The sequence below is a fragment of the Exiguobacterium sp. H66 genome (assembly GCF_018618705.1).
In the GTDB taxonomy this organism is placed as follows: Bacteria; Bacillota; Bacilli; order Exiguobacteriales; family Exiguobacteriaceae; genus Exiguobacterium_A; species Exiguobacterium_A oxidotolerans.
Genome location: NZ_JACSMQ010000002.1, coordinates 1 through 14,286 on the forward strand (window position 1 = coordinate 1; position 14,286 = coordinate 14,286).

Consider the following 14,286-nt stretch of genomic DNA (forward strand, 5'->3'; position numbering starts at 1 on the left):
GATACATCTGTCTCCATCTGAGTAGGGTCGATTGTGTGACCCCGAAGAGTCTTGCGACTTCCCACAACGTGGACACTCCTTCTTCATAAGTTTGGATGGCATATAGTTTTTCACTAGCGGAACGCTTAAATTTGGACATAGAAAAAAGCTCCTTTCAAAAGTAAACAGTTTTTCTTATTTCAACTGTCTACTTTTTTGGGGAGCATATCATTTAGAGGCAGGCAAGACCCTGCTCGTTGTCCGCTAGGATCCAAGGAGCAACGGCTTGCGCCTCGCCCGAGGAAAGCAACGAAAAAAGACGCTTGATCTCCCGATAGCACATTGTCTACAGTCAGAAGGCCGGACGTCATGTCCGGCCTTCTGCATGTTAGTACTTATGCATTTTGTTCAATCAATCCACCGACACGAACTGTATCACGTGCGATCATCAATTCTTCATTCGTTGGAATGATGATGACTTTGACTGGTGAGTGCGGGTAGTTGATGAAGAGTTCTTCTCCACGCGCTCCGTTGTTAAGCGATGGATCCCAGTAGACGCCCATGAACTCGAGTCCACGGAGAACACGCTCACGAATCGAATCAGAGTTTTCACCGACACCTGCCGTGAAGATGATGGCATCGACGCCGTTCATCTCTGCAGCATATTGTCCGATGTATCCATGAATCCGGTTCGCGAAAATACGAAGTGCCATTTCAGAACGGTGGTTTCCTTCCGTTGCTGCTGATTCAACATCACGTAAGTCACTTGAAAGACCAGATAATCCGTAGATTCCTGATTCTTTGTTCATGACGTTCAAGACGTCTTCTGCCGACTTCCCTGTTTTCTCCATCAGGAACGGAATCAAGGCCGGGTCAAGCGAACCAGAACGTGTTCCCATCGTAATTCCTTCAAGTGGCGTGAAGCCCATCGTCGTATCGAGTGACTCACCGCCAGCAACTGCTGCAATCGATGCCCCACTACCGAGGTGACAAGAAATCAAACGAAGGTCTTTAAGCGGACGTCCGAGCAACTCAGATGCACGTTCCGTAACATATTTGTGGCTCGTACCGTGGAAGCCATATTTCCGAATGCCGTATTCCGTATAGTATTCGTACGGAAGGCTGTAAAGGAAGTTTTCTTCTGGCATCGTTTGGTGGAAGGCCGTATCGAAGACAGCCACTTGCTCGACTTCCGGCAAGATTGCTTGGAACGCACGAATCCCAATCAAGTTTGGTGGGATGTGGAGTGGACCGAGCTCTGTATAGGAATCGATATCTTTAATGACATCTTCCGTAATCACGACAGAATCCGCATACTTTTCTTTACCATGAAGGACACGGTGTCCAACACCTTTGATTTCATCGTAAGAAGAAATGATGCCAAACTCCATCAACTTTTCAAGTGAGAGTTCTACTGCTTCTTTATGTGTTGCAAGCGGAAGGACGTCTGTATACTTTTGCCCTTCACCATATTTAATTGTAAAGATTGCATCGTCTTTCCCGACACGCTCTACTAAACCGATTGCTACTAACGTTTCACTCGGCATCTCAAGTAGTTGGAACTTAAGCGACGAACTACCAGCATTTACCGCCATAATTTTTGCCATGATCTATTTTCCCCTTTTCCATTCAAAATCAGTAGACATTCACATCTGTGTGGGTGTTCTATTTTTTCTGTCTTACATTAGGATAGTCAAATTAACAATAGAATTCAATTACTTTTCACTTTTCATTTTAATTCTGTATTAATCCATTCATCAATCTGTTTCACCATTCCACCAAATGCACGTGCATCGGTGAATGACGGGAGTTCAGCAAGTAATGCTTGTTTTGGCATCGTCATTCCCGCTAGGTGATTTCGGACGATTAAATAACTTTTTGCTGCCTGTTCTTGCTTGAACATGGTTAATGGCAGTTGCAAGATGCCGACGACATGTGCCTTCGTCTCAAAATACTGCTTCAATTTCCCTTCCGTATCGTGCTCAAATAATCCATTCGGGATGACAAAGACACCGAATCCGCCTGGTTTAACATAATTCATCGCCTGTTCAATCAAAAGAAAGTGGCTGTAACTCATTCCTTCTTCTCGTTTTAACACATACTCTTTTGATACTTCTTCGTCCGGATAGTAACCAATCGGCAAGTCTGCCATCGCGAGATCGACCGGATCTAACAGTAGAGGACGGAGTGCATCTTGATGCGTGTAAGTGACGGGATAATTGAGTAATTCCGTGATTGAAGCCGATAACCGGACTAACGTTTCATCGACTTCGACTGCTTCTGCTGCCGTCCCCGTCGGAAGTTGACTCATGACGGCATGAAGCATCCCACCTGTTCCACTACCAAGATCAAGTAACCGAGCGTCGTCCTTCTTGATTAGTTTCCCGATTAAATAACCTGCAAACAATGCAACGCTGTCCGGTGTCGGCAAATGATTCGGTTGTGCCTGTTTCATTCCTTCGAGAACAGCAAGCGAAACAGCTTTCCGAATGACTTCCGGATCGACTTTTTCAGTATGGCGGTCATTTAAGCGATCAATGACCTCCGTCAGCGCCTCTAAATAGGGCATATCAAGGTCGCGTTCTAATTTTCTCGTTTGTTGCGTTAGTTCCTTATATAATTTTTCTAATGCTTCCATCGTCAGTTCATCCTTTCAAAACGAAACGGCCCCCCATATTTCCTGGGAGCCGTTCTTCTCATTACATCCATTGTATCTGTTTTACGTCGTTTGTAAACTATTCTTACTTCGCAGCTTTTGCTGCGGCGATCGCCGCATCAAAATTCACTTCGTCTGTCGATTCTGGCATATATTCGACATAGACGACTTGATTTGCTGAATCAATAACGAATACCGAACGAGCTAGCAAACGAAGTTCTTCAATCGCGACGCCATAGCTATGCCCAAACGATAAATCACGGTGATCCGATAATGTTACGACATTATCAAGCCCGCTTGCGGCACACCAGCGACGTTGTGCGAACGGAAGGTCGTTTGAGATTGTCAACACTGTCACGCCATCGATTTGTGCTGCTTCTTCATTGAACTTACGTGTTTGAGCGTCACAGACGCCCGTATCGATCGATGGAACGACGCTAATCATACGAATTCCTTTGTATGTATCGCGCGAAACCGGCGAAAGATCGTTAGCGAGTACCTCGAAGTCTGGTGCTTGTTGTCCGACTTCAACTTGTGTACCAAGTAATGTAATATCATTTCCTTTAAACGTTGCCATGTGTATTCCCCATTTCCCCATGTTGTCTTTCAAATGCATTTCCAATCTTACTATAGGAATGTTCGCCTTATAACGCAAGCTTTCTGACGAACTTCCTAGCTATCGGTTCCCGATTTCTGAAAAAACAGTTATAATGAAAGAGTACATGAAACGCTTTCAAGGGGGAATTGACCATGGCTCGAAACAATGTCTACCTGTATTACCGAAATAAACAAAGACACGAGACGCAGGTACGTAAATTAGTTGAAGTCGGCAAGCGATACGGATTGAATGTCGTCCAGGATCATAAACAAGCAAATATCATCGTTTCAATCGGTGGTGACGGCGCGTTTCTTCAAGCAGCTCGCTTTACAGGCTTCCGTGACGATGCCATCTATGTCGGTTTCGCAGAAGGTCCAAATTCCTTTTACTGTGACTTCGACATTAATGACCTGTCCTCCGTCGAAGCCATTTTCAAAGAAACAGGCGATCGCGTCTCGAATGGCGAAATTGAAGTCCGACGTTATCCATTGCTTGAAGCATCGATCAATGGCGGGCCAGGTATGCTTTGCCTCAATGAATGTTCCGTTAAATCGAGCATCATTAAATCACTCGCAATTGAAGTCTACATTGATGGATTCTTATTTGAAACGTTCCGTGGCGATGGTATGGTCATTTCGACGCCGACCGGATCGACCGCTTATAACAAGTCCTTGTCTGGTGCAATCGTCGATCCATTGATTCACTGCCTCCAAGTCAGCGAAATCGCATCCGTCAACAATAACCGCTACCGGACGCTCGGATCGGCTTTCCTCTTGAACCGTGGTCGTAAATTATCGCTTCGCATCATCGAAGACGGAAACGACTATCCGATCATCGGGATGGACAATGAAGCGTTAAGCTTAAAACGAACGGACTCCGTCGACATCCAATTGTCCGATAAAGAATTAAAAACCGTCAAATTAACGAACAATACATTTTGGCACAAAATCCAACGGTCATTCTTATAAAACAAACAAAAACTTCCCTGTCCACCAAGGACAAGGAAGTTTTTTATCACCTAAGGAACGTACAGAAAAGAACGTCTTGAATCGCTTTAAACCGCGAAAAGCGGATCATCGGTCATTTGATTGATAGAGGACGGAAACGTTCATCCTCGACTCCGAGGGGAAAGGAAGCGCGTCCGTCACAAGGGGTGGTGTTAATCTGACTATGAGTCATCCCCTTTTGAGGATTTACGGAACGAACGCAACCTCTTAAGTCGTTGTCAAAGATGCTTCCTGGCGATAGACCGTTTTTCCTTGTTGTACCGTTTCGACTAGTCGATTCGTAAGAATCTGTTCATCTGCAAGACGATAAAAATCTTCTTCGAAGATGACGAAGTCTGCATCATATCCAGGCAATAACATTCCTTTTCGTCCATGTGTCTCTGTTGCGACATGTGGATTTTTTGTGAATAATAACAATGCTTCGTACATTGAAAGAACTTCGTTCGATTTATTAATCCGCCCTGCTTTCCCCACGGTCGCTGCATAGAGCGCTCGGCGAACATCGGGACTTGAAATCGGCGCGTCAGAGCCTCCACACATTAAGGCTCCTGTGCCCGCTAGCGACTTCAAGCGATAGGCTGAGTCGAGACGCTTCAAACCGAGACGTGCTTCAGCAAAATCAGCATCATCTAACAAGAAGACCGGTTGCACATCAATTAAGACGGGCAACTTCCGAATCCGTGCCAATAATTCAGGTCGTACGACCGTTGCGTGAATAATACGATCGCGCGTCCCTTTCGGAGCCGGATACTTTTCAAGCACATCCACGAAACGTTCGATTGCAAGATCTCCGATGACGTGCGCCGCGACAGTGAAACCGTAACTTCGTGCTCGCTTCACGAGTTGTTCAAGTTGGTCCTGCGAGTGAACTTCAATGCCACGCGTCGTCGGGTCATCCGAATAGCCACGATGCAATAATGCCGTTCTTCCACCGAGGGCACCATCGACAAATAATTTCATCGCTCCAATTGAGAGCGTGTCAGGGAGAACAGGGTTTGCTTGAATGAATTCATCAAGGACGAGATGATGCACGAGAAGATGGGCATGAAAACCCGTTTCTTCCGTCACTTCTTTATAAGCTGATAAGACTTCGTTTAATGCACCGTGATAAGATAAATCCTCTGTATGTGCCGCTACGATCCCATGACGATATAAGTCTTTGATTGCCGCGCGCAACGATGATTTGTTTCGTTCCGTCGATCCTGCTTGCAACGCATAGAGCGGTTCCATTGCTGCATCATAAAGAAAACCATCTGCTTCCCCTGAATCGAGCAAACCGATTTTCCCACCCTCGATGACCGTTGATGCTTTATATCCCAATTGTTCAAACAATACGTCATTGACGAGTACCGTATGCCGATCCGTCCGCTTTAGTAAAGCTGGTTCTGTCGGGAACAGTTGATTCAACCAAGCTTTTGTTGGCGCTTGATCTAGCTTGGTCTCGTCGTAGCCTTCCGCCACATGAATTCCATTGATCGCTTCCGCTTTTAAAAAGGCCTGTCCGAGTTCTTCTAGCGTCATGTAACGCGAAGCATCGACACGACCTATCGCTTCGCCATATCCAATGAGGTGGATGTGCGCATCGGTAAAGGCAGGATAGACGGCTTTGCCATTCAGATTCTCAATCGACTCGACTCGTTTACCGAAACGTCGCCGTAACTTCCCCTCATCCCCCATGGCTACAATCCGACCTGCTTCGATAAACATCGCCGGATGAACATCATGTTCATGCGCCATCGTTCGAATGATTCCGTTTACATAAAGTATTCCCATCTTAATCGCTCCTTTTTTTACGAAAACAGGGTGACCGCGGCGGCCACCCTGAGTTGTCAGTGATGATTACATATGAATCGTTTCTTGCTTGGCACATGCTTGTTTGATTCGTTCAATTGATTGTGGATCAAATTGTTCGAGGACACGTTCCCCTAGTAAAATCGCACGTTCGTAATCGCCAGCGAGGAACTTCGTCTCAGCAATCGTCAACGACATATGTATCTCATTATCATTGCGACGGAAACGATTCGCGTACTGGACAAGTCGTTCTGCATAAGTGACTTCGAACACTAATGTATCTATCCGTTCTTGCAATTGTTTAAACGTCAACTTGACATCTTCGCTTTGCGAAACGATGTAACCGACATTAAACGGAATCTCCTCAAAACGTGCCTCGAGCGTCTGTAACGAACGACTCGCTGTTTGAAGCGCTTCTTCGACATCTTGCGGCATCTTCGGTAACCCGAGCCGTTTCAATCGTAACCGGGCACTAGAGAATGCATGACGCCATTCATTGATGCGTTCGCGTACTTCCAGCTCTTCTTTGCGTAGTGCTTGGAGTTCGATACTGAACCGTTCGTATTGAATCGTTAATTGTTCTTCCAGCCGAATGGCATCACGCATCTGATCTTCTAACATGCTGAACGGAATGATTCGGCTAGCGATGGATTCGTCTAAATCCTTTGCTGCCCCAAACAACATCTCTTCATCGCGCTGAATCGACTCGTAATGCTCTCCTAAGTCAGCTGAAATCTCATACTGTTCACGGAGCGAACTAAATTCTTGTGCCAATTGATGGACTTTTTCACGCATCCGCAGTGCTTTTTGTTTCAAGACTTGATTTTCTTTTTTCACATGATGACGCGCGTCGACTTCACGACGGAACGTATCGTACATTTGGTCGACATCAGCCGAAAGTTGCTGGACGCGTTCTTCTAAATCGTCCATTTCTAGAAATTCAAGTTTTTTAACTAGGTTGAGGCGTGTTTCCTCAAATCGTTTAATATCCGACTGCATTCCAAGCGGCTCAAGCGGATAGCCATCCAGCGTCATTTCATTATATCCGGCGCTCAATTGGTCGATTCGTTGACGTAACTCATGTGCCAGGACTTTCCAATGATTCGGAATCACTTCGACTAATTGACGCGTCTGTGCGACTCGTTCTTCAAGCTGAAGGCTTGTTTCATACGCTTTCGTCACTTCACCTGCTTCCTCAAAAGCAGACATTTCTGTACGCAACTGATCGATTTCTTCACTGCGTTCTTCAAGTTTCGCTAATGCCGGACCAAACGACGTCGCTTGTAGGAGCAACGATTTACGGACTTGACCTGAATCTGTCTCACCTTGCGCTTTCAATGAAGTCAATGCAGATTGATTATTTTTAAACGTCTCCATCTCACGCAGCATCTCATCGATTAACCCTTCAAGCTCACCGATTAATTGTTCCGTTACTTCTAAATCATTCTTGACGGCAAGGAAATGATATTTATCGAGCCCTTCTTCCGCTCGATACAATGTTTCATCGATTTGCGCGACGTGGACTGTCAACAGTTCCTCCCAAGCCTGATGCCAGGAAGTGAATTTCGTCTCCGTCTCGCCCGCCATCGGAAGCTGCTTTAATTCTTGTAACTCCTTCGGAATTGATGCGCTAATAATCCCCTGTTTGCGCATATCTAGCTCGTCAATTTTTGTATAATATTTTTTTCGACTAATCATGCTAAATAACATGACGAGTAATACGATGACGATGACACCAATCACCCATGCCCACATTTGTCACGACCTCCACCCTATCAAGCGATTCCATTTTTCAACAATTTCGCTTTTAATCTTATCCTTATAATAGTATAGCGCAACCGATTTGCATAGATTTACTAAGGCTTTTCCTGATTTCTTCCACAGATTACAGCGTCTCGCCGAGAAATCAATTGTTTGTCAGCATCTTTAAAACTCGGGTAAGATAGATTAAATATGATTTTTCAGGAGGAATCTTAATGATGTTTGAGACAACGACGTATGATGGTGACCGAACAAAACAATATGACATGCTGAATAAGCAACTTGATGCTTTACTGACTGGAGAAACGAATCAAATTGCCAATCTTTCAAATGCGAGTGCGTTACTTGGTCAATTTCTCGATCGAACGAACTGGGTCGGCTTCTATTTAACGGACGCAGAACAAAATCAACTCGTTCTCGGGCCATTCCAAGGCTTACCTGCTTGTGTCCGGATTCCATTCGGTCGTGGTGTCTGCGGTACAGCGGCAGAAGATCAAACGACACAACTGGTCATGGATGTCCATGCTTTCCCAGGCCATATCGCGTGTGATGCGGCAACGAATTCAGAAATCGTCATTCCATTAATTAAAGATGGAAAAACGATTGGTGTCCTCGATATCGACAGTCCTGAACTGAATCGTTTTGACGAAACCGATCAAGCCGGCCTTGAAGCCTTTAGCGAAATTCTTCTTCGTCATATTTGATTGACAGCAGGAATAAGCAGACGTATACTTGTAAAAGTGCAGAAATGATAACGATAGCGGTCAAATCGCTTGCGTATCACATTTCATGACTCGGCTTTGCCGGAGGGGCATCGTGTAACTTTGCTATCAAGCGAGGGTGCCACACCATGAAATGGGCGTAACGTGGGTTTGATGGCGTTATTATTTTTATGCAAATAATAACGAACACTAAGGAGGAGTCTTATTATGGCTCGCTATACAGGTCCAGCTTGGAAACTTTCACGTCGTCTCGGTATCTCTCTTACTGAAACAGGAAAAGAAATCGCAAAACGTCCGTACGCTCCAGGACAACACGGTAACAGCCGTCGCAAAATGTCTGAGTACGGTCTTCAACTTCAAGCGAAGCAAACGCTTCGTCACATGTACGGAGTAAACGAACGCCAATTCAACCGTATCTTCAACGATGCTGGCAAAATGCCTGGTATCCACGGTGAGAACTTCATGTTCTTACTTGAAGCACGTCTTGACAACGTCGTTTACCGTATGGGTATGGCTCGTACACGTCGTGCTGCTCGTCAGCTCGTCAACCACGGTCACATCCAAGTTGATGGCGCTCGCGTCGACATCCCGTCGTTCCGCGTGAAACCAGGTCAAACGATCTCAGTTCGCGAAAAATCGAAGAACTTTGTCGTTATCAAAGAAGCACTCGAAGTTGCTCCAGCAACTAAAGACTTCGTTACTTTCGATGCTGAGAAGCTCGAAGGAACGTTCGTCCGTCTTCCAGAGCGTTCTGAATTGAACGATCAAATCCAAGAACAACTCGTCGTTGAGTACTACTCACGTTAATCTGTTGTTTTTAGCACTCACTTCGGTGGGTGCTTTTTTTGTGTCCTTTTAACATTTTTTAAAAATAGTAGTTGCATCATTTTCTTTTTGTGTTAACCTTTTATTTATATTGGTTAACACAAAAAGAAAAGAGGCCCTCATCCATCATGAAAACAAAAGATCTTACATTTACTGCACTCGGTGCTGCAATCATCTCAGCCATTAGTTTACTACCACAACTTCAACTCGTCGGACCTGTACCGATCACACTCCAGATGCTTGCCATCATGACGGTCAGTGCCATTCTCGGTGCGAAGCGTGGCGGGCTTGCCGTCTTGATTTTTTTGCTGCTCGCTGCTGCCGGATTACCACTTCTCGGAGGCAAAGGTGGTCTTGCCCCGTTCGTCGGACCGACTGTAGGGTATTTAGTCGCCTTCCCGATTGCCGGCTTCTTCATCGGCTATGTCGCCGAACGAACGACTCGCTTTATCCCATTGTTTTTTGGAATGGTCGTTTTCGGACTTGGTCTCGTTTACTTACTCGGAACATTCGGTTTAATGCTCGTCCTACATTTATCATTCATGGATGCCCTCGTCATTAATGTCCCGTTCATCATCGGTGATACGCTAAAAGCGCTGCTTGCCACGACGATTGCCGTTCGTTTATTACCACTCCGTATTTTTAGAACAGCCTAAACAAAAAGAACGCTGACGAGCATTCGTCAGCGTTCTTTTTTGTTATATCACTTACGCATGTTCAAGTACGAAGTATTTCTTTTTCCCACGACGGATGATCGTGAAGTCACCAATCGCATCTTGCTTCGTGATCTCTTTCGTCAACTCTTGTTCACGGTCTCCATTGATGTAGATTGCGCCATTCGTCACGTCTTCTCGCGCTTGACGCTTCGAAGGACTGATTTTCGCTTCGACGAGTACGTCGACAAGATTCGTTGCTTCACCAAGCGTAAAGCGTGGCATCCCTTTAAAGGCATCTGCGATATCAGCCGCCTGCAATGTTTTGATGTCACCACTGAAGAGTGCTTTCGTAATTCGCTCCGCTTGTTCAAGCGCTTCGCTGCCATGGACAAGTTTCGTCATCTCTTCTGCCAGACGGCGCTGGGCAATCCGTTTTTCAGGTGCCGTTTCCACTTCCGTTTGCAATCCTTCCAGTTCTTCGTGTGTCAAGAACGTAAAGTATTTCAGGAATTTGACGACATCAAGGTCATCGACGTTGAACCAAAACTGGTAAAACTCGTATGGTGTCGTTTTTTCGGCATCGAGCCACACTGCCCCGCCTGCTGTTTTCCCGAATTTTTGCCCGTCTGATTTCGTGACGAGTGGCACGGTAATTCCGAATGCTTTCTCTTCGTGACCAACGCGTCGGATGAGTTCCATCCCTGCTGTAATGTTTCCCCACTGATCACTTCCACCGACTTGAAGGCGGCACCCTTCATTTTCATAGAGCTTTAAGAAATCAAATGATTGTAATAACATGTACGAAAACTCTGTGAAAGAAATCCCGTTCTGAAGGCGTGAATCAACAGAGTCTTTCGCTAGCATGTAGCTGATCGGGAAGTGTTTTCCGATATCGCGCAAGAAATCGATGATCGTTAAATCTTTTGTCCAATCCAGGTTGTTCGCAATCGTCACAGGGTTTTCGCCATCCAGCGGTAAAAAGCGTGATAATTGCCCTTTGATGCGGTTCGCAAATTCTTCGACGATATCCGACGTGTTCAGTGATCGTTCTGTCGACCGCCCACTTGGATCTCCAATCATCCCGGTTGCGCCACCGACGAGACCGACCACGTGGTGCCCCGCTTCTTGGAAACGGCGTAGAACGAGAATTGGTAACAGGTGTCCGATATGCAATGAATCTGCTGTCGGGTCGAATCCCGTGTACAGTGTTGTCGGACTTGCCAGGAGTTCTTTAATACCTTCTTCATCTGTCATTTGGCTGATTAGGCCGCGAAACTCTAAATCCTCAAGTAAAGTCATCTGTTTTCCCCCTAAAAAAATTGTATAAAAAAACCGCCCCTCCGACTGAACGAAGGGACGGAATATTCCGTGGTACCACCCTAATTGCATGCAACACATGCCACTTAGATCGTCGATAACGGGACGGTCCGCCTGATTTCTCAAGAAGCTCCTGGAGACGTAATTCATGAACACGCTATGTCCTAGTTCGCAGCACCACTAGGTCTCTGATACAGGGAGCGTTCCATTACTAATTCCAATCACAGCTGATTTTTTCGTATATTTTTCATAAGATGTTTTCATGATACGTCGAAGTAGAATCGACTGTCAAGAGACATTGTCACGTTTCAGTTGTGGTATAATACGTCTATCTGTGATTTAATGTTAATTTACACCCAAGTTTAAGATGTAAAGGAGATCATTTATGCGCGAGAACTGGTCCAAGTTTTGGAATCATCCCCGAACGAAAGCCGTTCGGCACTGGTCGAATATCACATATGACGTATCTTGGAATATCATTTTATTCCTCATCATTGCTGTCCTACTGATTGGGAGTTTTTCTGTCGGTGCAGCAGGCGGCTATTTCGCTTCGCTCGTCAAAGATACAAAAGCACCAGAATTAACGGAAATGAAGCAACAAGTTAATAGTTATGCCATTACGAGTGAAATTTACTGGGGCAGTGGCGAAAAGTTGACGAACATTTCAACAGATGAAGAACGTCAACCGGTCAACATCAAAGAAATTTCACCTTACCTGCTAGACGCTGTTCTTTCGACGGAAGATGTCGATTTTTATGAACATGATGGCGTCGTACCGAAAGCAACACTCCGGGCAGTCTTACAGGAGTTAACGAACTCGTCTTCTCGGACGGGTGGCAGTACGTTGACACAACAATTGATTAAAAACCAAATTTTAACGAATGAAGTTTCATTCGAACGGAAAGCAAAAGAAATCATCTTAGCACTTCGTCTCGAAAATGCGATGACGAAGGATGAAATTCTACAAGCCTATTTAAACGTTGTCTCATTCGGTCGAAACTCTCTCGGACGAAATATTGCCGGAATCGAAGCCGCCTCTCGTGGTGTCTTCAATAAATCCGCGAAAAAACTGACATTACCACAAGCAGCCTTCTTAGCAGGCATTCCGAAAAACCCGTATTATTACACACCCTACCTTCAAGGTGGTGTCGTCAAAGAAGATTTGACAGCAAGTACGAACCGGATGAAAACTGTTCTAAAACGGATGTATGTCGCAAAAAACATTACGAAAAAGCAATATGAAAAAGCCGTCAAATACGATATCACAAAAGACTTCGCCAAAACGTCAACACGTTCGCGTGATACGTACCCGTACGTTTACGATCTTGCTGAAAAAGAAGCCTTGAAAATCATGACGAGCTATTTCATGAAAAAGGATGGCGTCAAAGAAGATGAAGTAAAACCATCCGAACTCGCAGAAGTCAAAGCGAACTATCAGGAACAGGCTTTAGTTGCCATGCGTCAAGGCGGATACAAGATTCACTTGACACTTGATAAGAAAATTCACGAGGCGATGCAGGCACCAGCTAAAAATGCTGCCAACTTCCCTGCTTCTCCACAATACACGCAAGTCGTTGATCCAAAAACGAAAAAGACGGTCTCGAAAAAAGATCCAGAAGAAACGGCTGCTGTCATGATTCAAAATGAGACAGGTCGTATCTTAGGCTTCGTCGGTGGACGTTACACAGATGGAACGGCGGATGATTTCAACCGCGCGTTCCAGGCAAAACGTCAAATCGGTTCGACAGCCAAACCAATTCTTGTTTATTCGAACGGTATCGAAAACGGCTTGATTACACCGGCTTCGACCGTTAATGATGAAAAGTATTATTATCAAACGGTTCCACGTCAACCAGGTGACAACCCAATCAACAATGAAGGCGGGCGTTACCGAGGTAATGTGACGGTCCGTGAGGCATTGGAACTTTCACTCAACGTTCCAGCCGTGAAGATTTACGAAAAAATGAATATGTCGAACTCGATTCAAAAACTAGTCGACATGGGTATTAAAGTTCCTGACAGCATCCGGTACGCACCATCTGCTGCTCTTGGAACGATGGAAATCACACCGGTTGAGCTTGCTGGTGCTTATGCGATGCTCGCGAACTACGGTGAATACGTCGAACCGTATATCATCTCGAAGATTACGAAAGACGGGAAAAGCATCTATAAAGCTAAATCGAAAAAAGAAAAAATCTACGAAGAGCGTACGGCTTATTTAACGCTTGATATGATGCGTGGTGTCTTTGATAACGGGACAGCTCGTTATGCGAACTCGTTATTAAAAGTACCTGGCGATTGGGCCGGTAAGACCGGAACGACGAACGAAATTAAGGACTCTTACCTCGTTGCTTCAACACCAGGGGTTACACTCGCGGTTTGGACGGGGCATGATCAAAACAACTCATTGATGGGTGCAACGACATATTACCAACGCACCCAGAACCTGTGGGCACAGATGGCAAATGCAACGTATGCTGCGAACAACAGTTACTTCAAGTCAGGTGCACGCTTCAATCAACCGGCTTCAGTAGACGCAGATGACTTCAAGAACTCAGGTTCATTCAAAGAAGAAGATAAAAAGAAAAAAGAAGCGGAAGCGAAGAAAAAAGCCGCTGAAGAAAAGAAAAAAGAGGCCGAGGCAAAAGAAAAAGAAGCAGACGCGAAGAAGAAAGACGACGCTGAAGCGCAAGCAAAAGCTGACGCTGAAAAGAAAGCTGCTGAAGATAAAGCAGCCGATGCGGACGCGAAAAAAGCGGCCGATGCCAAAGCGAAAGCTGATGCAGAGGCTAAGAAAAAAGCGGCTGACGACAAGGCGAAAGCCGATGCGGAGGCTAAGAAGAAAGAAGCAGAGGCGAAGGCTGATGCTGAAAAGAAAGCAAAAGAAGACGACAAAAAAACTGAATGAAGCCATTCAAAAAAAAAAAACGAAGTTCACGTAACAGTGAACTTCGTTTTTTTGTTCATAATTAAA

At 45.3% G+C, this 14,286-nt stretch carries 12 protein-coding genes and 1 other annotated feature; of the genes, 5 read left to right on the plus strand and 7 right to left on the minus strand.

Annotated elements, in window-relative coordinates; all coding sequences use genetic code 11:
* From KNP88_RS15790 to tpx, 4 genes are all read right to left on the minus strand, one after another.
* Positions 1–139, minus strand: a 139-nt coding sequence (locus tag KNP88_RS15790; RefSeq protein ID WP_214892816.1) for a helix-turn-helix domain-containing protein, incomplete at its 3' end; no start/stop codon positions are given.
* 235 nt (positions 140–374) lie between these two features.
* Positions 375–1,586, minus strand: coding sequence for an acetate kinase (locus tag KNP88_RS03350; protein WP_088837619.1), 1,212 nt, complete (start codon positions 1,584–1,586; stop codon positions 375–377).
* A gap of 122 nt (positions 1,587–1,708) precedes the next feature.
* Positions 1,709–2,617 (minus strand): class I SAM-dependent methyltransferase, encoded by a 909-nt coding sequence (locus tag KNP88_RS03355; protein ID WP_088837620.1) that lies wholly within the window; start codon positions 2,615–2,617, stop codon positions 1,709–1,711.
* Positions 2,618–2,720: 103 nt separating this feature from the next.
* Positions 2,721–3,218 (minus strand): thiol peroxidase, encoded by a 498-nt coding sequence (tpx, locus tag KNP88_RS03360; RefSeq protein ID WP_157898524.1) that lies wholly within the window; start codon positions 3,216–3,218, stop codon positions 2,721–2,723.
* A gap of 167 nt (positions 3,219–3,385) precedes the next feature.
* On the opposite strand from tpx, the gene KNP88_RS03365 reads away from it, so the two are divergent.
* Positions 3,386–4,201: an NAD kinase gene (locus KNP88_RS03365; protein ID WP_029331162.1), complete on the plus strand. Its 816-nt coding sequence runs from the start codon at positions 3,386–3,388 to the stop codon at positions 4,199–4,201.
* 246 nt (positions 4,202–4,447) lie between these two features.
* Here KNP88_RS03365 and KNP88_RS03370 read toward each other — a convergent pair whose 3' ends face one another.
* Positions 4,448–6,013 (minus strand): amidohydrolase, encoded by a 1,566-nt coding sequence (locus tag KNP88_RS03370; RefSeq protein WP_214804337.1) that lies wholly within the window; start codon positions 6,011–6,013, stop codon positions 4,448–4,450.
* Between the two features lie 66 nt (positions 6,014–6,079).
* Entirely contained in the window at positions 6,080–7,786 is a 1,707-nt protein-coding gene (ezrA, locus tag KNP88_RS03375; RefSeq protein ID WP_088837623.1) for a septation ring formation regulator EzrA, read from the minus strand.
* 224 nt (positions 7,787–8,010) lie between these two features.
* Between ezrA and KNP88_RS03380 the strand changes: the two genes are divergently transcribed.
* From KNP88_RS03380 to KNP88_RS03390, 3 genes are all read left to right on the plus strand, one after another.
* Positions 8,011–8,496: a GAF domain-containing protein gene (locus tag KNP88_RS03380; RefSeq protein WP_088838511.1), complete on the plus strand. Its 486-nt coding sequence runs from the start codon at positions 8,011–8,013 to the stop codon at positions 8,494–8,496.
* Between the two features lie 225 nt (positions 8,497–8,721).
* Positions 8,722–9,321 (plus strand): 30S ribosomal protein S4, encoded by a 600-nt coding sequence (gene rpsD / locus KNP88_RS03385; protein ID WP_012371102.1) that lies wholly within the window; start codon positions 8,722–8,724, stop codon positions 9,319–9,321.
* A gap of 146 nt (positions 9,322–9,467) precedes the next feature.
* Positions 9,468–9,995, plus strand: coding sequence for a biotin transporter BioY (locus KNP88_RS03390; RefSeq protein WP_088837624.1), 528 nt, complete (start codon positions 9,468–9,470; stop codon positions 9,993–9,995).
* Between the two features lie 51 nt (positions 9,996–10,046).
* Here KNP88_RS03390 and tyrS read toward each other — a convergent pair whose 3' ends face one another.
* Positions 10,047–11,294 (minus strand): tyrosine--tRNA ligase, encoded by a 1,248-nt coding sequence (tyrS, locus tag KNP88_RS03395; protein WP_214766580.1) that lies wholly within the window; start codon positions 11,292–11,294, stop codon positions 10,047–10,049.
* Positions 11,295–11,344: 50 nt separating this feature from the next.
* Positions 11,345–11,546: a binding site (T-box leader), on the minus strand.
* A gap of 151 nt (positions 11,547–11,697) precedes the next feature.
* Between tyrS and KNP88_RS03400 the strand changes: the two genes are divergently transcribed.
* Positions 11,698–14,220: a transglycosylase domain-containing protein gene (locus KNP88_RS03400; RefSeq protein WP_214766582.1), complete on the plus strand. Its 2,523-nt coding sequence runs from the start codon at positions 11,698–11,700 to the stop codon at positions 14,218–14,220.
* The last annotated feature ends 66 nt before the right edge of the window (positions 14,221–14,286 follow it).